This window comes from Burkholderia sp. E168m15, from assembly GCF_016586105.1.
GTDB classification, from domain to species: Bacteria; Pseudomonadota; Gammaproteobacteria; order Burkholderiales; family Burkholderiaceae; genus Burkholderia; species Burkholderia orbicola.
Genome location: NZ_BCPO01000047.1, coordinates 1 through 19,385 on the forward strand (window position 1 = coordinate 1; position 19,385 = coordinate 19,385).

The 19,385-nt window shown below is 69.0% G+C and carries 15 protein-coding genes, 1 pseudogene and 2 riboswitches; of the genes and pseudogenes, 9 read left to right on the forward strand and 7 right to left on the reverse strand.

The window, feature by feature from the left end; all coding sequences use genetic code 11:
- The 6 genes from JMF86_RS07995 to JMF86_RS08020 form a co-directional block, all read left to right on the forward strand.
- On the forward strand, window positions 1-1,148 hold a 1,148-nt coding region (locus tag JMF86_RS07995; RefSeq protein ID WP_236593007.1), incomplete at its 5' end, for a condensation domain-containing protein.
- Window positions 1,138-2,169, forward strand: coding sequence for a GNAT family N-acetyltransferase (locus JMF86_RS08000; protein WP_011545377.1), 1,032 nt, complete (start codon window positions 1,138-1,140; stop codon window positions 2,167-2,169). The genes JMF86_RS07995 and JMF86_RS08000, both read left to right, overlap by 11 nt.
- 32 nt (window positions 2,170-2,201) lie before the next feature.
- Window positions 2,202-3,578 carry a lysine N(6)-hydroxylase/L-ornithine N(5)-oxygenase family protein gene (locus tag JMF86_RS08005; RefSeq protein WP_201316932.1) on the forward strand — a complete coding sequence of 459 codons (1,377 nt, stop codon included), beginning with the start codon at window positions 2,202-2,204 and terminating at the stop codon, window positions 3,576-3,578.
- 22 nt (window positions 3,579-3,600) lie between these two features.
- Window positions 3,601-5,865, forward strand: a complete 2,265-nt coding sequence (locus JMF86_RS08010) for a TonB-dependent siderophore receptor (RefSeq protein ID WP_078040913.1) — start codon at window positions 3,601-3,603, stop codon at window positions 5,863-5,865.
- Between the two features lie 87 nt (window positions 5,866-5,952).
- Window positions 5,953-6,792 (forward strand): formyltransferase family protein, encoded by an 840-nt coding sequence (locus JMF86_RS08015; RefSeq protein ID WP_011545380.1) that lies wholly within the window; start codon window positions 5,953-5,955, stop codon window positions 6,790-6,792.
- A complete protein-coding gene (locus JMF86_RS08020) occupies window positions 6,792-7,808 on the forward strand; it encodes a GNAT family N-acetyltransferase (RefSeq protein WP_011545381.1) in 1,017 nt (338 codons plus the stop codon). The genes JMF86_RS08015 and JMF86_RS08020 overlap by 1 nt, the downstream gene beginning before the upstream one ends.
- A gap of 129 nt (window positions 7,809-7,937) precedes the next feature.
- Here the strand turns inward: JMF86_RS08020 and JMF86_RS08025 are convergent, their stop codons facing one another.
- Window positions 7,938-8,843 carry a nucleotidyl transferase AbiEii/AbiGii toxin family protein gene (locus JMF86_RS08025; RefSeq protein WP_011694282.1) on the reverse strand — a complete coding sequence of 302 codons (906 nt, stop codon included), beginning with the start codon at window positions 8,841-8,843 and terminating at the stop codon, window positions 7,938-7,940.
- Window positions 8,812-9,882, reverse strand: a complete 1,071-nt coding sequence (locus JMF86_RS08030; protein ID WP_011545383.1) for a type IV toxin-antitoxin system AbiEi family antitoxin — start codon at window positions 9,880-9,882, stop codon at window positions 8,812-8,814. The genes JMF86_RS08025 and JMF86_RS08030 overlap by 32 nt, the downstream gene beginning before the upstream one ends.
- 352 nt (window positions 9,883-10,234) lie before the next feature.
- Here JMF86_RS08030 and JMF86_RS08035 point away from each other — a divergent pair, with 352 nt between their 5' ends.
- Window positions 10,235-11,398: a M20 aminoacylase family protein gene (locus JMF86_RS08035; protein WP_011545384.1), complete on the forward strand. Its 1,164-nt coding sequence runs from the start codon at window positions 10,235-10,237 to the stop codon at window positions 11,396-11,398.
- A 124-nt stretch (window positions 11,399-11,522) separates the two neighbouring features.
- Window positions 11,523-11,810 carry a type II toxin-antitoxin system ParD family antitoxin gene (locus JMF86_RS08040; protein ID WP_011545385.1) on the forward strand — a complete coding sequence of 96 codons (288 nt, stop codon included), beginning with the start codon at window positions 11,523-11,525 and terminating at the stop codon, window positions 11,808-11,810.
- A 51-nt stretch (window positions 11,811-11,861) separates the two neighbouring features.
- Here the strand turns inward: JMF86_RS08040 and JMF86_RS08045 are convergent, their stop codons facing one another.
- The 5 genes and pseudogenes from JMF86_RS08045 to JMF86_RS35370 form a co-directional block, all read right to left on the reverse strand.
- Window positions 11,862-13,172, reverse strand: coding sequence for a cobyrinate a,c-diamide synthase (locus JMF86_RS08045; protein ID WP_125380670.1), 1,311 nt, complete (start codon window positions 13,170-13,172; stop codon window positions 11,862-11,864).
- A 2-nt stretch (window positions 13,173-13,174) separates the two neighbouring features.
- Window positions 13,175-13,777 (reverse strand): cob(I)yrinic acid a,c-diamide adenosyltransferase, encoded by a 603-nt coding sequence (gene cobO, locus JMF86_RS08050; protein ID WP_011545387.1) that lies wholly within the window; start codon window positions 13,775-13,777, stop codon window positions 13,175-13,177.
- A 34-nt stretch (window positions 13,778-13,811) separates the two neighbouring features.
- The gene (locus JMF86_RS08055; protein WP_011545388.1) at window positions 13,812-14,189 is read right to left on the reverse strand and encodes a cobalamin biosynthesis protein; all 378 of its coding nucleotides are present in this window, start codon (window positions 14,187-14,189) and stop codon (window positions 13,812-13,814) included.
- Window positions 14,186-14,995, reverse strand: a complete 810-nt coding sequence (gene cobA, locus JMF86_RS08060) for a uroporphyrinogen-III C-methyltransferase (RefSeq protein ID WP_011545389.1) — start codon at window positions 14,993-14,995, stop codon at window positions 14,186-14,188. Before cobA ends, JMF86_RS08055 begins: the two co-directional genes overlap by 4 nt.
- 109 nt (window positions 14,996-15,104) lie before the next feature.
- Window positions 15,105-15,340, reverse strand: a riboswitch (cobalamin riboswitch).
- A 68-nt stretch (window positions 15,341-15,408) separates the two neighbouring features.
- Window positions 15,409-17,547: pseudogene (locus JMF86_RS35370) on the reverse strand (TonB-dependent receptor).
- Between the two features lie 149 nt (window positions 17,548-17,696).
- A riboswitch (cobalamin riboswitch) is annotated at window positions 17,697-17,963 on the forward strand.
- A 329-nt stretch (window positions 17,964-18,292) separates the two neighbouring features.
- Here JMF86_RS35370 and cobW point away from each other — a divergent pair.
- Window positions 18,293-19,381, forward strand: a complete 1,089-nt coding sequence (gene cobW, locus JMF86_RS08070; RefSeq protein WP_011545391.1) for a cobalamin biosynthesis protein CobW — start codon at window positions 18,293-18,295, stop codon at window positions 19,379-19,381.
- Window positions 19,382-19,385: the final 4 nt, after the last annotated feature.

Genomic DNA, 19,385 nt, shown 5'->3' on the forward strand with positions numbered 1-19,385 from the left:
GCATGCAGCGCGGCGCCGCTCTGGTCGACGAAGCCGTCGAACCGGCCGCCCAACCGCTCGTGCTGCCCGCGCCATGCCATCCGGCGCGCGTCGCGTACTGGCGCGATGCACTCGCCGATCTGCCGTCGCGCGTGTTGCCGCAGCGCACCGATGCGCCGGCCGTGCCGCAATGGCGTGCGGCCCGCATCGCGTTCGAATTCGATACGCAGCTGATTCGCGCCGCGCGCGACGCCGCGTCGGCCTCGCACGCGACGCTGCCGATGCTGCTGCACGCGGCGCTCAACACCGCGCTGTTCCGCGCGACGGGCGCGGCCGACCAGCCGGTCGGCGTGCTCGCGTCGACGCGCGAACTCACGGGCGACGCGGCGCGTACCGCGCTGGGCCTCTTCATCAACTCGGTCGTCGTGCGCACGCGGATCGACCCGGCCGCGCGCCGCGCCGACGTGCTGGCGCAAGTGCGCGACACGGCGCTCGCCGCGTATGCGCATGCCGACGTGCCGTTCGCCGACGTCGTCGCCGCGCTGCGCGCGCCGCGCGCCGCGCAGGCCAATCCGCTGTTCCAGGTGATGTTCAACTACCTGCGCCCGACCGGCGCGACCGCACGCGACTGGGCCGGCCTGTCGCTGGCCGAATTCGACGACGTGCGCCATCGCGTCGTGTTCACGCTGGAGCTGGACGTCGTCGAGCATCCGGACGGCCGCGTGAGCGCCGCGTTTTCGTATGCAGATGAACTGCTCGCGCGCGATTTCGTCGACGCGCTCGTCGATCTGTATCACGACGAAGTCGCGCGTTTCGCCGGCGCGTCGGAAGCGGCGCTCGGTGCACCGGATGCGCAAGCAGCCAAGCACACTGCGTTCGACGCGCGCACCAATGGCGCAACCCGGCCGAACGCAACGCCGTCGCATGCCGCCGCCGCGCTCGCCGCGCTGTGGTCGGACACGTTCGCGACGGCCGCCCCCGAGCCCGATGCGGACCTGTTCGAAGCCGGCGCGACGTCGTTCGACGTCGTGCGCTTCGTCGACGCGGCCGGCCGTGCCGGCCATGCGCTGACGGTGGCCGACGTGTTCGCGGCACCGACGCTCGCGGCGCTCGGCGCGCGGCTCGATGCGCACGCGGAAACGGGACAGGAGGCGCGCCATGCTGGCTGAAGTGCGCCCGGACGGATTCACGATGCTCGATACCTACCGGCTCGCGTTCGCGGACGGCCTGTTCGCCGCGCGCGATGGCGCGGAGATCCGCGTCGCGCAGGGCGACGGGATCGGCGCGCAGTTGCTGCGCGCGCAGCTCGGCGACGACGGCGCGCTGCGCCTGGTCGCCTACAACCATCGCGTGGCGCCAGCCGATCAGCGGCGGGCGCTGCTGGCCGCACTCGCCGCGGCGTTTTCGGACAGCGCGCGCCACGCGGCGATTCGGCTCGACCCGGCCGCATGGCCGGCCGTCGCGCTCGACGCGCTGCGCGCGAGCGGCGTGCTGGCCGACGGCGGCCGCTGCCTGCGCGACGGCTGGGCGCAACAGGCCGACCTGTGGCGCGTCGGCCCGTCTCTGCCGTGCGCGACGCTGCCGACGATCACCGACGGCCGGCGTCATCCGCGCCGGCCGCCCGCACCGCGCGGCGACGTCTATGCGCGCGATCTGCCGGCGCTCGGCGTGCGCTTCACGTTGCGCGGCTGGCAGCCGGCGGAGGACACCGAGCGGCTCGCGCGCTGGTTCGACGAGCCGCGCGTGCGCGACGGCTGGCCGGGCGCGCAGCCCGCCCAACGCGGCACGGAAGGCCCGCAGGAAGCCGATCCGCACGTGACGCCGCTGGTCGGCTGTTTCGACGGCGAGCCGTTCGCGTATTTCGAGGCGTTCTGGCTGAAGGAGGACGCGCTCGGGCCGCACGTCGCGGCGCGCGACTACGACCGCGGGCTGCGGATGCTGGTTGGCGAGCCGCGCTGGCGCGGCGCGCATCGCGTGGCCGGCTGGCTGCCGTCCGTCGTGCATTACCTGTTTCTCGACGACCTGCGTACCGAAGCGGTCGGCTGTGCCGTTCCGGCCGGCCACACGCGGGTTGCCGACCATCTCGCGCGGCATGGCTTCGCGCGGCAGCGCCGTCTCGCGCTGGCCGACGCGCAGCCGTTGTGGATGCGCACGCTGCGCGAGACGTTCTTCTCCGGCCGTCACGTCTGACGGGCCGGATTCACCGACAAGGAAGCTGAGACATGCAGAGAGAAACCGTATTCGACCTGATCGGCGTCGGCTTCGGGCCGTCGAATCTGGCGCTGGCCGTGCGCCTCGCGGAGCGCAGCGGCGCGCACACGCTCGCCCATTGCTTCATCGAGCGTCAGCCGGAATTCGGCTGGCATCGCGGGATGCTGCTCGACGACTGCCGGATGCAGATTTCGTTTCTGAAGGATCTCGTCACGATGCGCGATCCGAAAAGCCGCTACACGTTCATCAACTATCTGTTCGAACGCGGCCGGCTGAACGAATTCGTCAACCTGAAGAACTTCTATCCGACCCGCGTCGAATTCCACGACTACCTGAGCTGGGTGGCCGACGCATTCGACGATCGCGTCCATTACAGCGAAACCGTGCTGGGGATCGAACCGGTGCGCGGCGACGGCGCGAGGATCGACGCGCTGCGCGTGCTGTCGCGCGACGCGGCCGGCCACGAGCGCCAGCGCGTCACGCGCGCGCTGTCGGTCGGCGTCGGCGGCACGCCGGCGATTCCGGAGGCGTTCGCCGCGCTCGGCCGCGACCGCGTGATCCATTCGTCGTCGTACCTGACCGACATCGACCGGCTCGTCGCGGCGCCCGACGGCGAGCGCCGCCGCGTCGCGGTGATCGGCGCGGGGCAGAGCGCGGCTGAAGTGTTCATCGACCTCGCACGCCGTTTCCCGCACGTCGACGCGAACCTCGTGATGCGTGCCGGCGCATTGAAGCCGGCCGACGACAGCCCGTTCGTCAACGAAATCTTCAGCCCCGAATTCACCGACGTCGTCTACGCACAGCCGCACGACGCGCGCCGCGCGCTGCTCGAACGCTATCGCGACACGAACTACGCGGTGGTCGACCGGCCGCTGATCGAGCAGATCTACGAAATGCTGTACTTGCAGCGCATCGACGGCACGCCGCGTCATGCGCTGCTCGCGAACAGCGCGATCGAGGCGGCGGTGCGCACCGCCGACGGCCGTATCGAACTGACGCTGCGCGACCGGATGAGCGGCGCGACGCGCGTCGAGCGTTTCGATGCACTCGTGCTCTCGACCGGCTACCGCCGCGACACGCATTCGGCGCTGCTCGAAGGGCTTGCGCCGCATCTGGGCGATGCGCTCACGCGCGGCGACGTCACACGCGACTACCTGCTCGCGACGCCCGAGCACTTCGCGCCGCGCATCTACCTGCAAGGCTGTTGCGAAGACAGCCATGGCCTGTCCGACACGCTGCTGTCGGTACTGGCGCGCCGCGCGGACGAAATCTGCGCGTCGCTCGAAGACGGGATCGCGCCCGCGCATGACGAAGGCGCGGCCCGGACCACGCATGAAAAACGACCGGACAACGGGGTGAGCGCGAGCCGCATGGCTTTCGCTCTTTGACAAAGGCGCGGTCGGAGACCGCATGAAAAAAGTGGAGCAGAAGAAGATGGAGTGGGCAACAGGCACGCGTTTGCGTGCGATCGCAGCCGCGGCAAGCGTGGCGTTCGGTACGGCGGCGGCAGGGCACGCATACGCCCAGACGGCGCCGGCCGTGAACGCGGGCGCCACGGCGTCGGCCAGCAGTGCGCAAACCGGCGCGACGGCGACGACGTCGACCAGCGCGCAAAACGGCACGCTGCCGGCGATCACCGTCAACGCGGCCTCGGCAGGTGACGGCACGGTCGGGCTCGTCGCGAAGCGCAGCACGACCGGCACCAAGACCGACACGCCGCTCAACGAGATCCCGCAGACGATCAACGTCGTCACCGCGCAGCAGATCGAGATGACCGGCGCCACCGACGTGAACGCGGCGCTGCGCTACGTGCCGGGCTTCTCGTCGTACGGGTCGGACAACCGCTCCGACTGGTACGCGGCGCTGCGCGGCTTCACGCCGACCGCCTACGTGAACGGGCTGCAGGTGCCGAACACGATCAACCTCGCGAGCTGGCGCGTCGATCCGTACATGATCGACAGCATCAGCGTGCTGCGCGGGCCGACCTCGGTGCTGTACGGCGCGGGCGATCCGGGCGCGATCATCGACGTGCACACCAAGCTCGCCGACGGCGAGCGCGTGCGCGAAGCAGGCGTGCAGATCGGCAACTACGCGCGCAAGCAGTTCATGATCGACGTCGGCGACAAGCTCGACCCGGACGGCAAGTATGCGTACCGGTTCGTCGGCGTCGCGCGCGACGGCAACGCGCTGACGGGCCCGAACAACGACCAGCGCGTCGCGCTCGCGCCGTCGTTCCGCTGGCGCCCGGACGCGGATACGTCGCTGACGCTGTCCGCGACCTACCTGCAGGACTGGGGCGACATCTCGTCGAACTTCCTGCCCGCGCAAGGCACGGTGCTGCCGAACCCGAACGGCCAGATCAACAAGGACATCTACGAAGGCGACGGCAACTTCAACTACTACCGCAAGAAGCAGTGGTCGGTCGGTTACCAGTTCGAGCGCAACCTGACGCCGGCCTGGACGTTCCGCCAGAACACGCGGCTGATGCACCTGTCGCTCGACAACGGCTCGGTGTTCGGCAACGGCTTCGTCGAAGGCAGCACGACCGACGTGTCGCGCTGGGCCGGCGTGTTCCAGATGAACTACAGCCGCTTCGACATCGACAACAACCTGGAGGGCCGCTTCGCGACGGGCCCGTTGCAGCACACGCTGCTGCTCGGCTTCCAGTACAACCGCCAGACCGCGACCGACAGCGAATGGCTCGCCGCCGCGCCGCCGCTGAACATCTACAACCCGGTGTACCAGCCCGTCACGACGGCGGTGTTCACGCCCGACGCGACGATCCGCACCAACACGTACACGACGATGAACACGTTCGGCCTGTACGCGCAGGACCAGATCAAGTGGAACCGCTGGACGCTGACGCTCGGCGGCCGCGAGGACTGGGTCAACATGCGGATGGACGACCGCGCGGCCGGCACGTCGACGAAGGCGGACGTCACGGCGTTCACCGGCCGCGTCGGCCTCACGTACCAGGGCGACTACGGGCTGTCGCCGTACGTCAGCTACGCGACGTCGTTCAATCCGCTGATCGGCGTGAACCTGGTCGGCGGCGGGCTGCCGCAGCCGACGCGCGGCAAGCAGATCGAAGCCGGCCTGCGCTGGCAGCCGCCCGGCAAGAACCTGATGCTGAACGCGGCGATCTACCAGATCAACCAGACCAACGTGCTCACGTCGGCGCTGCCGAGCCAGGACCCGACCGGCACGAAGTCGGTGCAGACGGGCGAAGTGCGCTCGCGCGGGATCGAGCTGAGCGCGACCGGCAAGGTCACGCGAAACCTGTCGGTGATCGCGTCGTACGTCTATCAGGACGTGAAGAACGTGCAGGCCAACGACGTCTCGCTGAACAACTGGCCGGTCGACATTCCGCGTCCGCGCCAGATGGCGTCGCTGTGGACCGACTGGACCTGGTACACGGGGCCGCTCGCCGGCTTCGGCCTCGGCGGCGGCATTCGCTACCAGAGCGCGTCGGCCGGTGCGGCCGACAACTCGCTGACGGTATCGAGCGTCACGCTGTTCGACGCGGGCCTGCATTACGACGTGCGTAACTGGCGCTTCGCCGTGAACGGGACGAACCTGTTCAACCGCCATTACATCAGCGGTTGCCAGTCGAACAACGTGTGCATTTTCGGGACCGACCGCACCGTGATCGCGACCGCGAAATACAACTGGTGACGTCGCGCGCCGCGGCTCGCCGGCCGGCCTTCATGGCCGGCGCGGGCCGGCCGCGGCGCCTTCGTCCGCTTTTTCCACGACGCCTCCATGCCGAAGAAAAATCTCGTCTACATCCAGTCGCTGCGCAACGGCGCCGCTGATCGTGCCGGCCAGCCGGTCGCTTATCGTGGCGGCACGCGCTACATGAAGGCGCCGCTCGAATTCCTCGTCGAGCGCCTGAACGATTCGCCGCTCGGCGAACGCTATACGCTCCAGGGCGTGATCGTCGACGACGACGAAGGCTCGCCCGCCGACCGCGCGAAAGTCGCCGATTACGGGTTCGCGCGCACGCCGGGCCGCCCGTGGATTCTGCCGGAAGGCCTGACGGTGCAGGGCCGGCCGGTCGACGCGCTGTTCTGTTCGATTCCGTCGACGTACCGGCGGCTGCCGCGCGACGCGCGTGAGCGCGTGGCCGGCAAACAGGCATTCGAGCGGCGCCTGCTCGAGCGCCTGCTCGAACTCGACGCCGACGTCGTCGTGCTCGACGGCCTGCTCGTGATTCTCGACGAACTCGTCCGGCCGGGCGCGCGCTTTCATCGGCGCATCGCGAACATCCATCCGGGCATCACGGCCGACGATTCGCCGTATCAGCGGCGCGGCGCGTGGGCGACCCTCGACGCGCTGCACGGCGCGCGCGGCGAGCGGGTCGACTGGGCCACCGGCGCGACGTCGTCGATCGAACCCGTGACGATGACGGGCGCGTCGTTCCACTACGTCGACAACGGTATCGATTCCGGCGAGGTGATCTGCGACGTGCTCGACACGCCGATCGCGCCGGACGACACGATTCTCGAACTGCGCTGGAACAATTTCCAGCGCAGCCTGTTTCCGGCACTCGAGCGTGGGCTGCACGTCCTCGCCGACCGCCACGACGCGGGAGCATTGTGATGCAAGACACGCTGACGAAACCGGCCGGCGCCGCCGACGCTGTCGAAGGTGAAGTGGCCGCGGCGCTCGATGGCGCCGCGCAGGGGCAGGCGGCGGCCGTCGTCGAGCATGCGCTCGATGCATGGCGGCCCGACGACGCACCGGACGCGCTGCTCGCGACGTTCGTCGCGCTGTTCAACACCGACACGCGGCATGACGCGGCGACGATCTCGGTGCCGCGCGGCGGCGCCGATGCGGCGGCCGTGGCCTCGTACGTCGCGCGTGCGGTGCGTGAAGGCGTGATCGACGGCGCGCAGGTCGCGGACGACACGCTGCGGCTCACGGTGTCGCGCACGACGTTCTGGCAGAACCCGCGGCCGTGGCTGAAGGCGAGCGCATCGGGCGGGATGCCGCTGCGCTACGCGATCACGAACGGCCATCGGCATCCGGTACGGCCGCCGTCGCCGGCCGGCGAGATCTATGCGCGCCCTATGCCGCAGGTCGGGATGACGTTCAGCCTGCGCACCGTCGACATCGATGCGCACGCGGACCTCTTCAGCGGCTGGATGAACCTCGACCGCGTCGCGCATTTCTGGGATCAGCGCGGCACGCGCGACGAGCACGCGGCGTATCTGGCCGAACGGCTGGCCGATCCGCACATGCACCCGATGATCGGCTATTTCGACGACACGCCGTTCGGCTATTTCGAGTTCTACTGGGCGAAGGAGGATCGCCTCGCGCCGTTCTACGACGCGCACGACTACGATCGCGGGCTGCACCTGCTGATCGGCGACTCGCGGTTCCAGAGCGCCGGCAAGCTGCATGCGTGGTGGAGCGGGGTGCTGCACTACATGTTCGTCGACGAACCGCGCACGCAGCGGCTCGTCGGCGAGCCGCGCGTCGATCACGTGCGGCACATCGCGTACATGCACCGGCTCGGGTTCTACACGCTGAAGGAATTCGATTTCCCGCACAAGCGCGCGGCGCTCACGGTGATCGAGCGCGATACGTTCTTTGACACTTTCCGGTTGCCGTGACGGGGGTGGGGGTGCGCGGCGTCGGTGCGTCCGACGTGGTTGTCCTTTGCAAACGAGCCGCTCGCCGATTCCAGCTTCCTCGTCGAGCCGACCCGGGCAGGACGGTGAAAACGGCGTGACTGGCTGATGTCACGCCCGATGGACGAGCGGACCCGCGAGGAAGCCGCCGCGGAACGCATCGAGATACCGTTCCGCGTCGTCGTTGAATTCCCCGGGCAACAGCGCGAACGCGCGGGCCTGCAGATCCTGCCCGAGCATCGCGTAAGTCGCGTCGTCGGATAGCAGTGCGCGGATCGCATCGTGCGTGTGCGGTGACGCAATCTGCTTCGCGTCGCGTGCGAGCAGCGCCGCTGCCGCCAGCTCCGGCTGGAAGCCATGTTGTTCGATCAGGTCGGGCGCAACGTCCCAGATGCGCTCGCGATTGCCCGCATCGTGAAAATGCGTGAGCAGGAACAGCAGGTCGTATGCGTCGCTGTTCTGGCGCGCGCGCCGGTCCTTCCACGCGAGCAGCTTCAGCAGCGCGAGCGCCGGCAGGCTCGCCACCGGCACCGTGATGCCGGCGCCGATCGACACGGCGAGCGCCGTATCGACCGCCTCCTGAAACCCCAGCACGTTCAGCACGAAGTCGCCGCCCGGCGGCCATGCGATTTCGCCGGGCGGTGTTTCGAGCGGCCCGAACGGCACCAGATCGAGTTCGGTGCGAAACCCCGGCGAGCCGCTGTCGAACAGCAGTTTCTGCCGATGCTTCGGCGCGCGGGCGAATTGCCCGGTCGCGACGAGCGCATCGACGAGCCGCTCGTGAAACGGCCAGTTGACCGCGCACACAGCGACGTCGACGTCCCGCGTCGCACGCACCGGACGGATGCCGTGGACATGCCACATCAGGATGTCGCGCGCGGTCGCGCCGGCCACGACGAATGCCGCGTCGAGCCGGGCGCAGGCCGAGCCGACCGCCCGCAGCAGCGCGACTGCCGCCGGCTCGAGCGGCCGGCGCGCGTCGATTTCAAGCGGGCGGGTGGGCGAGGTATCGGTCATGGATGTGTTCGGCGGCGGCAAGATTGCGGCTGTCTCCGGACGAGACGAGATCCGCGTAGACCAACAGCGGCGGCACGAGCGGAACATCCTGCTCGCGCCAGTCGAGCGCCGGCGACGGCGGCCAGAACGCTTCGAGCAGCTCGACGTCGCCATGCTCGTCCGGGCGCAGGCGGGCTTGCAGCAGCAGGCGATTCGACATGGCGCCGTGCGTATAGACGGTGATCGCTGCCGGCTTCAGGTCGTGCGTGAGCAGATCGGCCGCCGCTTCGCCGCCGAGCCGCGCATCGAACGCGGCGAAATCGAAGCCGCGCCACCAGTCGGGTGCGATCGCGGCAAACCGCCGGGCCGGCAGTTTCGCGCGCAGGCGGCTCGGGTACAGCGCGACCCATTCCTGCAGGAAGCGCGGCCAGTCGGGCATCAGCCGTTCGCCGTTGCGCCGCTGCGCGACGAGGCCGCGCGCGATCAGGTCGTCCATCGCGAGGTTGACCGTGCCGAGCGCGACGCCCGACGCGGCGGCGATCGCCCGGTACGGCTGCGCGACGAGGCCCGGCTGCGTCGCGAGCGCGAACATCACGGCGAGCCCCTTCGGCGTGGTCGCGCGTGACGCCTGACGGCGCGGGGTGCGCGCAGGTTTCGGCCGGCCGGCGATCATCAGGGTGGCCTCCGGCTGGATCAGGCTCGCATTGCCGGCGGTATCGAGAAACGGGATGTCGTGCTCGATCAGGCGGGCGGCCAGTTCGGCAGAAAAATAAGGCGCGACCAGCATAAGTGGCCGCTCGCCCGGCGCCGACGTGCCGCCGCGGCGACGCAGCGCCGCCAGCGCAGCCTGCAGCGATTCGACGCCGACGCTCACGGCCGCCGGCATCTCGAAGCTCTGCCCGGCGATGTCGAAGCGGATCATTGCGTCGGCGCGCGCCTGGTACGCCGCCGGCACACGCACGGGCCGCGCAGCGAAGCGCCGGGTCGAGCGTCCGAACGCGGCACAGGCCTCGTCGAGCACATGCTGTTCCGATAGGGGGAGGGGGACGTTCGCCGGCATCACGGAGGATCGCTTGTTCACTGTTTTGTCAGCGTACACAAAAAATGTACAACCGTCAAAAAATGAACAAATGCTCTCAACCCTTTGATGAAAAGGAATTATTTTGGAACGTTGAGCTGACGCCAACGATAACCTCCACGTGAAAATCGAGCCTTAACACACAGTGTCGGGCGTGCCTCTCGCTCGCGGCAGTCGTCCGGACGGGATAGCCATCCCGGCAGCCGCGCTTCGCCTCCGCCCGTGCGATCGACTGGCAATCGCCAGTTGCCATCGTGACGACTTTCTGTCTATCCGGTTGCCGTTCGTCGGACTATCCTTGCCCGCATACTCACAGCACACAGGAGGCGACACCGTGACGTACAGCGTGATTCCCGCCGGCCTCGCCGACGAAATGATCGAGATCCGGCACCGCATCCATGCCCACCCCGAGCTGGGTTTCGAGGAATTCGCGACGAGCGACCTCGTCGCCGAGCAGTTGCAGTCGTGGGGCTACACCGTGCATCGCGGGCTCGGCGGCACCGGCGTCGTCGCCCAGTTGAAAGTGGGCGACGGCAAGCGGCGCCTCGGTCTGCGCGCCGACATGGACGCGCTGCCGATCCACGAAACGACGGGCCTGCCGTACCAGAGCACGATCGCGGGCAAGATGCACGCGTGCGGCCACGACGGCCACACGGCGATGCTGCTCGCAGCCGCGAAGCACCTCGCGCGCGAACGCCGCTTCTCGGGCACGCTGAACCTGATCTTCCAGCCGGCCGAGGAAGGGCTCGGCGGCGCCAAGAAGATGCTCGACGAAGGGCTGTTCGAGCAATTTCCGTGTGACGCGATCTTCGCGATGCACAACATGCCGGGCTTCCCGACCGGCAAATTCGGTTTCCTGCCGGGCTCGTTCATGGCGTCGTCGGATACCGTCGTCATCGACGTGCAGGGTCGCGGCGGCCACGGCGCGGTGCCGCACCGGGCGATCGATCCGGTCGTCGTATGCGCGCAGATCGTGCTGGCGCTGCAGACCATCGTGTCGCGCAACGTGTCGCCGCTCGACATGGCGATCATCACGGTCGGTGCGATCCATGCGGGCGAAGCGCCGAACGTGATTCCCGATCGCGCGCAGATGCGCCTGTCGGTGCGCGCGCTGAAGCCCGACGTGCGCGACTTGCTCGAAACGCGCATCAAGGAGGTCGTCCATACGCAGGCGGCCGTGTTCGGCGCGACCGCGACGATCGACTACCAGCGCCGCTACCCAGTGCTCGTGAACGATGCGGAGATGACGGCGTTCGCGCGCGGCGTGGCCCGTGAATGGGTCGGCGAAGCCAATCTGATCGACGGCATGGTGCCGCTCACCGGCAGCGAGGATTTCGCGTTCCTGCTCGAGAAACGGCCGGGCTGCTACCTGATCATCGGCAACGGCGACGGGGAGGGCGGCTGCATGGTGCACAACCCCGGCTACGACTTCAACGACGCGGCGCTGCCGACCGGCGCGTCGTATTGGGTGAAGTTAACTGAGGCGTTTCTGGTGTGACGGAGGATGCGGCGTGAGGTTGGAGCCGGGAATTCACAATCCGCTCCCAACCATGACAGACGGCATGTACCTTGCCTTGGTATTTGGTATATGCCCATCGTGTTCAAACCAAACGAAGTGAACCATGTCGAGAAAGGCGCCTGTTTCCCAAGACGATCACGTTGCCGAGTACGTCGACGCCGACGGGCTGTCGGAGCGATGCTCCGGCAGCGACACCATGCGAGCGAGATTGCGGCTGCTCGAATCACGCAACGCGCAGGTGCGCGCGTTGCAGGACGCGCTGGACGCCGGGGAGGCCTCAGGTCATCCCAATACGTTCGACGGAGAAACCTTCCTGGCCCGCATGCGGGCGCAACGCGTTGCGGCTAAGGCCGGTCACGTCTGGTCACGCGATTCCTGCCCCGAATCCTGAAGATCGTTGGCGTCGTACCGTCGAAGGTCGGCCGCTCGGCAAGCTGGCCGCTCATGTCTCGAACACTTCCCCACCGAACAAAGCCACGACCAGATCCGGATTCGACGGCCAGTACATGTGCATGTACGTCGCGACGATCGCGCCCACGCGATAAACGGCTTCGCCGCCGCCCTCCGAGCCATCGGGCCGCGCGGCGGTCGCGACCGGCACGAGCGGCGTATCCAGCCGCGAATAATGAAACGTATGACCGCGCATCGGTCCCGTGCCAGTATCGAGCTGCTGCATGCCGAGCGCCGCGAACCGGCGTTGCATCGTCGCATGCCCCGGCAGCAGGCCGAGCATCGGTGTCGTCGACCCATCCACGTCGGTCAGCGATTCGCACAGATACACCATCCCCCCGCATTCCGCGACGATCGGCCGGCCGGCTGCCGCATGCGCGCGAATCGTCCGTGCGGTCGCGGCATTCGCGGCCAGCGTCGCCGCATGCAGTTCCGGATAGCCGCCCGGCAAAAACAGCGCGTCGCAATCGTCAGGCACGGGTTCGTCGGCAAGCGGCGAAAAGAACCGCAACTGCGCACCGAGCGCGCCCAGCAACGCGAGATTCGCCGGATAGATGAACGAAAACGCCGCATCGCGCGCCACCGCGATCCGCTTGCCGGCAAGCGCGCGCGGCAACGGCGCGGCAACGTCCGGCTCCGCGAACGCGACGGCCGGCGGCAATTCGGCCAGTGCCGTCTGCGCGAGCACATCGGCCGCGCGATCGAGCCGCGCGTCGAGATCGTCGATATCGGCCGGCTGATGCAGGCCGAGATGCCGCTCCGGCAGCGCGATACCCGCATCGGCCGGCACGTGGCCGAGCCAGCGAAGATCGTCGGGCAACGCCTGTTGCAGCAATTCCGCGTGCCGTGCCGAGCCGACGCGGTTGGCCAGCACGCCGTGAAACGGCAACCCCGGCCGAAACCGCGCGAGCCCGAACGCGATCGCCGCGAACGTCTGCGCCATCGCCTTCGCCGAAATCACCGCGACGACCGGCACGCCGAACGCGGCCGCGAGATCGGCGCTGCTCGGCGTGCCGTCGAACAAGCCCATCACGCCTTCGATCAGGATCAGGTCCGCGTCGCGCGCGGCTTCGGCGAGCAGCGCGCGGCAACCGGCCTCGCCGACCATCCCGAGGTCGAGCGCGTGCACGGGTGCGCCGCTCGCGCGTTCGAGCAGCATCGGATCGAGAAAATCGGGCCCGGTCTTGAACACGCGCACGCGGCGGCCGAGCCGCCGGTGCAGCCGCGCGAGGCCGACCGTGACCGACGTCTTGCCCTGGCCGGACGCGGGCGCGCTGACGAACAGCGCGGGGCAGGCCGGCATGCTCAGAACTCCACGCCGCGCTGCGCCTTCACGCCTTGCTCCTTGTACGGATGCTTGACGAGCCGCATTTCGGTGACGAGATCGGCCGCATCGATCAGCGCATCGGGCGCATGCCGCCCGGTGACGACGACGTGCACCGACTCCGGACGCGCGACGAGCGTCGCGAGCACTTCGTCGAGCGGCAGGTATTCGTACTTCAGCACGGTGTTCAACTCGTCGAGGATCACCATCCGGTAGTCGCCGCTGTCGATCATCCGGCGCGCCTCGTCCCAGCCCTTGCGCGCGGTCGCGATGTCGGCGTCGCGGTTCTGCGTGTTCCACGTATAGCCGTCGCCCATCGTCACGAAATCGCATTCCGCGACCGCGCCGAGGAAGTCACGCTCGGACGTATGCAGCGCCCCCTTGATGAACTGCACGACACCGAGCCGCATGCCGTGGCCGAGCACGCGCACGGCCATCCCGAACGCGGCCGTGCTCTTGCCCTTGCCGTTACCGGTATGGACGATCAGCAGGCCTTTTTCCTGAGTGGCGGCGGCCTGCTTCTTCTCGTGGCCGGCGCGGCGGCGTTCGGCCATCCGCTGATGGGATTCGGAATCGGTCTTCATCGGGAATCGTCCTTTCGAAAGCGAAACATTGGGTTCAGAGCGGGCCGGCGAGCGCGACCGTCACGCCGCCCAGGATGGATTTGGGGCCGAGCAGCCGGCCATGCGGCGCGGCGAGTTGCGCGCACGGCTCGGCCACGCCCGCGACGCCGAAGCGGGCCAGCGCGGCGTCGGACGGGCCGCTCGCGGCCAGTTCCGGACGGCTCGCGAGTTGCGCCGCCTCGAACGCGACGAGCGGCCAGCCACGGCGCGCGCACAGCGTGCGCAGCGCACGGGCGCATGCCTTGTCGGCGAGCGTCGCGACGAGCGCCGGTTCGGCGGCCGGGTAGCGCGCGAGCGCGGCGCGGATCGCGGCATCGAGTTGCGCAGCCGTGACGCCCGCGCGGAAGCCGACGCCGAGCGCGACGCGCATCATGCGTGGCCGCCGAGCGCGGCGCGCACCGCCGGATCGTCGGCGAGCGCCGCGACGCGGCCGATCACGACGATCGCCGGTGAACCGATACCGGCGTCACCGACGCGCGCGACGAGCGTCTCGAGCGTCGCGAGTACGTGGCGCTGTTCGGCTCGCGTGGCGTTCTCGATCGCCGCGCATGGCGTGTCGTCGGGCAGGCCGCCATCGCGCAGCGCCGCGGCAATCGCGTCGAGCCGACGGATGCCCATGTAGATCACGATCGTCATGCGGGTGGCCGCGAGCGCGCGCCAGTCCGGCTCGTCGGCCCCCGCGCCGTGGCCCGTGACGAAGATCACGCCCTGCGCGTCGCCGCGGTGTGTGACCGGGATGCCGAGCGCGGCCGGCGCGGCGATGCCCGCGGTGATGCCGTTGACGACTTCCACCGGAAAGCCCGCCGCGCCGAGCGCGACCAGTTCCTCGCCGCCGCGGCCGAACACGAACGGATCGCCGCCCTTGAGCCGCGCGACGCTGCGGCCCGCGCGCAGGTGCGCGAGCATCGCGGCGACGATCGCCTCCTGCGGCGTCGACGCATGGCCGCCACGCTTGCCGACGTGCTCGATCAGCGCATCGGCGCGCGCATGGCGCAGCACGTCGGGGTTCACGAGATCGTCGACGAGCAGCACGTCGGCCGCGCCGATCGCGCGCACGGCCTTGAGGGTCAACAGATCGGCGTCGCCGGGACCGGCGCCGACGAGCCAGGCGCGGCTCATCGCGCGCGGCACGGCGCGCACCGTGTCGAAACAGTGGAACAGGGAAGGCGGGCGGCACATCGGCGGCCGGCGGGCAGGCAGTGCATGGCGGATCGGGCGAAACCCGCGCGAGCGCGGGTGGAATGCGCACCCGATCCGTCCCCCGCGGATCGGGCGTTCGGCGAGCAGCGCGCTCGCCCCTTGCGTCGGCCGGTATCCGGGCTGGCCGCTTGCCAGGCCGCAGCCTTCCCGCCGGTCGAAGGGCAGTGGCATCGCGGGCGGCCTGGGCGCAGCGCGTAGAAGTGCGTTGCGCGGGCGGCGTACCGTTGCGGGGACAGCACAGGCCGGGCGGCAATCCGCCTCCTGTTTCCCGTTTAACTGCATGCGCGGAATGCGCATGCGAGCACCGAACGCGGCGCATACGATAGCACAGGCGTGCAACCCGCAAGCCGCCCGGCGGGCCGGCTGCGCGGGTGTCGGCGCTACCCGCGAGGTCAGAACTTGTATGCCGCCGTCAGCGTGAACGTGCGTGGCGTACCGGGCATGATCTGCGCGAGGCCCGTCGCATTCGCGTAGTAATCGCGATCGGTCAGGTTGACGGCCGCCAGCGTCACCTCGAAGTCGCGCGTGCGATAGCCGGCCTTGCCGTCCCAGCGAACGTACGCGGGCAATTCGAGCAGGTTGTCGCGATCGGCGTAACGCGCGCCTTCGTACACCAGCCCGAGTTCCGCGAAAAAACCGCGTAGCGGCGCATGGCCGACGAACAGGCTGCCGTTCGACGCCGACACGCCCGCCGAGCGCTTGCCCGCGTACTTCGGCTCGGCGTCGACCACCCGCGCGTGTTGCCAGCCGATGCCGCCGCGGACGAACCAGTCGCCCGCGAGCCGGCCGGCGACGCCCAGTTCCAGGCCGCGATTGCGCTCGAGGCCGGTGAGGTCGAAAAAGCCCGGCCGAACCGGATCGGCGATGCGGCGGTTGTACAGGTCGAGCTGAAACAGCGCGAGCGTCGTGCTCAGCGCGCCGTCGCGCCAGTCGCTTTTCACGCCGATCTCGTATTGGCGCGTGTATTGCGGGCCGAGGTCGTTGGCGTTGCCGCGCGCGTCGGGCGTGATGCCGATCAGGTCGCCACCGACCGGCGCGAAGTTCTTGCTGTACGACGCATACAGGCTGTGCGTGCCGACCGGCGACCACACGACGCCGAGCCGCGGGCTCCATGCCGCCGTCGTGCGCCGTGCATGCAGGCCGTTCAGCGCGTTGGTCGAATCGACGTCGAAACGTTCCCCGCGCAGGCCGCCGAGGAGCTTCCACGCTCGCCCGAGGTCGACGCGATCCTGCGCGAAGATCGCGTAGTCGCTGACGCGGTGGCGGTTCATCGCATACGGGCGCGGCGTCGAGCCGACCAGGGCGAAACGATCCGGCCCGGTCACCGGAATCGGCGCCGCGTCGGCCTGCCAGAGCGTCGGCGCGCGTTTCTGCCAGCCGTATTCGATACCGAACAGCAGGTGATGCAGCGCCGGACCGGTTGCGACCTTGCCGCCCAGTTCGACGCCGGTCTGGACGTTGAGATGCGTCATGTCCTGCAGATAGCGTGCGCGTTGCACATGCCGGTAGTCGCGCGGCTTCGCGACGTAGCTTTGCGTGACGTAGGTATTGTCGAAGGTGCTGCGCAAATTCAGCACGCCGAGCGTATGGCGCAATTCCCAGTCGCCGTCGAGCGCGTGCGTGAAGACCGAGCGCCAGTTCATGTTCTCGTCGCGAATCGTGTCGCGGCCCGCCGCGCCGAAGAAGGTTGCGCGTGGCGCGGACGGCAGCGAGAACGCGAACGGCTTGCCGGCCGCGTCGACCGCGGCGACCGGCGCCGGCATGCCGCGATCGGGCACGCGCTGGTACGCGTCGTATTCGAACTGCAGCAGCTAGCTTCGCCGCGCGTCGTGCCATTTGATCGACGGTGCGACATACTGGCGCGTGCCGTCGACGTGGTCGCGGAAGCTGCCTGCGTGTTCGCGTCCCGCATTGAGCCGCACGCTCCACGCGCTCGACAGCATCCGGTTGAGATCGACCGACGCGCCGAGCCGTCCATAGCTGCCGGTCGCCGCCGACAGATGCCCGAAGTTTTCCGGCAACGGCTGCTTGGTGATCCGGTTGATGACGCCGCCGCCGCTGCCGCGCCCGTACAGCGCCGCCGCCGGCCCCTTCAGCACTTCGACGCGTTCGATGTTGCCGAGACTGCGCACGTATTGCGCATCGTCGCGCATGCCGTCGAGCAGCAGGTCGCCCGCGGCGGAAAAGCCGCGAATGCGGAACGAATCGAAGCGCGTGTCCGACGTATTCGACACACCGGGCACGCCGGCCAGCGCGTCGGCCAGCGTGCGACCGCCATAGGACAGCGTTTCCTCTACCGGGACGCTGTCGATGGTTTGCGGTACGTCACGTGGATCGCTCGCGGTGCGCGTCGCCGTACTCACGCTTTCGGCGCGCGGATCGTTCGGATGACGGCGGCTGCGTACTTCGACCGCAGGCAGTTCGTCGTCGAACTCGGCCGCCGGGGCAGGGAAGGAGGCAACGCCGGCGATCGAGCACAGCGACAGGGCCAGCACAGGAAAGCGCCGCCCGGATATCTGTCGTTTCGACATGGAAATTTGAGGATGACTGAGTGATTGCCTCACATGGCCGTTGCGCGGTTGTTTGCGTTATCGAGTAAAGTTTATCTTGTCTAGTTGAAAACGACAATCATTCGCGTTCATCGCCGGCCGTTCGCCTTGACGCTCCCCGCACCGCCGCCTACACTCGCACGCGTTTTGGTGCTCGCGCGCGCCGCTCCGGCGTGCGCAGTTAAACGGGAAACAGGGAGCCTGCCTGCGCCGCAGTCGAGTCAACCTGTGCTGCCCCCGCAACGGTAAGCGAACGCGTCGCGCGCAAGCGCCACGCAGCGCCGCTTCGCCGCATGCCACGCGCATGCGGACGACCGCCACTGGATGCCGCGCGTATCCGGGAAGGCGAAGCGGCGTGTTCGTCAGCCCGGATACCGGCCTAAACGTTGGGGTTCAGCGCCGCGGGGAGGCGGCGCATCGTCCACGGCCGCGGCAGCGCCCGACGCCCGGTGTTTCCCGCTGTCTCCTCCGATCTGCCTCCGCGCGAACGCGCCCGGGCCGGCACGGCGAACGGCAGGCGGCACGGGCGGGGCACGCGGCAGCCGTGTTGGCATTCACGATGTCGACCGTTCGCAAGGAAGCACCATGTCCGATTCGTTGTCCCGCCCGCCGTGCGGCAGTCCGCGCGGATCGCGCGGCGAGCTTCCCGCGCACCGCCCGCTGAATTGCCGCGCCGCCACCGACGCGACGATCCCGTCCTGATTCCCTCTTCGACACCGGACCTACCATGACCCTACGCAAGCTTCCCGTCACGATCGTCACGGGCTTTCTCGGCAGCGGCAAGACGACGCTGATGCGCCACATCCTGCAGCACGCCGAAGGCCGCCGCATCGCGGTGATCGTCAACGAATTCGGCGAACTCGGCATCGACGGCGAAATCCTCAAGGGCTGCGGCATCGGCTGCGACGATGCCGACGGCGCGCAGGGCGAGGCATCGGGCCAGCTGTACGAACTCGCGAACGGCTGCCTGTGCTGCACCGTGCAGGAAGAGTTCTATCCGGTGATGGAGGCGCTCGTCGAGCGCCGCGCGGACATCGACCACGTGCTGATCGAGACGTCGGGCCTCGCGCTGCCGAAGCCGCTCGTGCAGGCCTTCAACTGGCCGACGATCCGCAACAGCTTCACGGTCGACGCGGTCGTGACCGTCGTCGACGGGCCGGCCGCCGCGAGCGGCCAGTTCGCGGAAAACCCCCAGGCCGTCGACGCGCAGCGCCGCGCCGATCCGAACCTCGATCACGAATCGCCGCTGCACGAACTGTTCGCCGATCAACTGTCGTCCGCCGATCTCGTGATCGTGAACAAGGCCGACCTCGTGGGTGACGCCGAGTTCGCGCGGATCGAAACCGCGATCCGCGAAGAAATCCCGCCGCAGGTGAAGATCGTGCGCGCGACGCGCGGCGAGCTCGACCTCGCGATGCTGCTCGGGCTGGACTCGGCCTCGGAGGAAACGATCCACCTGCGTCACGACCATCACGGCTCGGCCGACGACGGCGATCACGATCACCATCACGACGATTTCGACTCGGTGGTGGTATCGGGCGACGCGGGCACGCGCGAAGCGACGATCGCCGCGCTGCAGCGCGTGGTCGAAGCGCACACGATCTACCGCGCGAAAGGCTTCGCCGCGCTGCCCGGCGCGCCGATGCGGCTCGTGATCCAGGGTGTCGGCCGCCGCTTCGACAGCTATTTCGACCGCCGCTGGCAGGACGGCGAAACCCGCGCGAGCCGCTTCGTGCTGATCGGCGAGGATCTCGACGCGGCCGCGCTGCAACGCGCGTTCGACGCCGCGTGCGCGGCCGAGCCGCAACAGGCGTAACGCA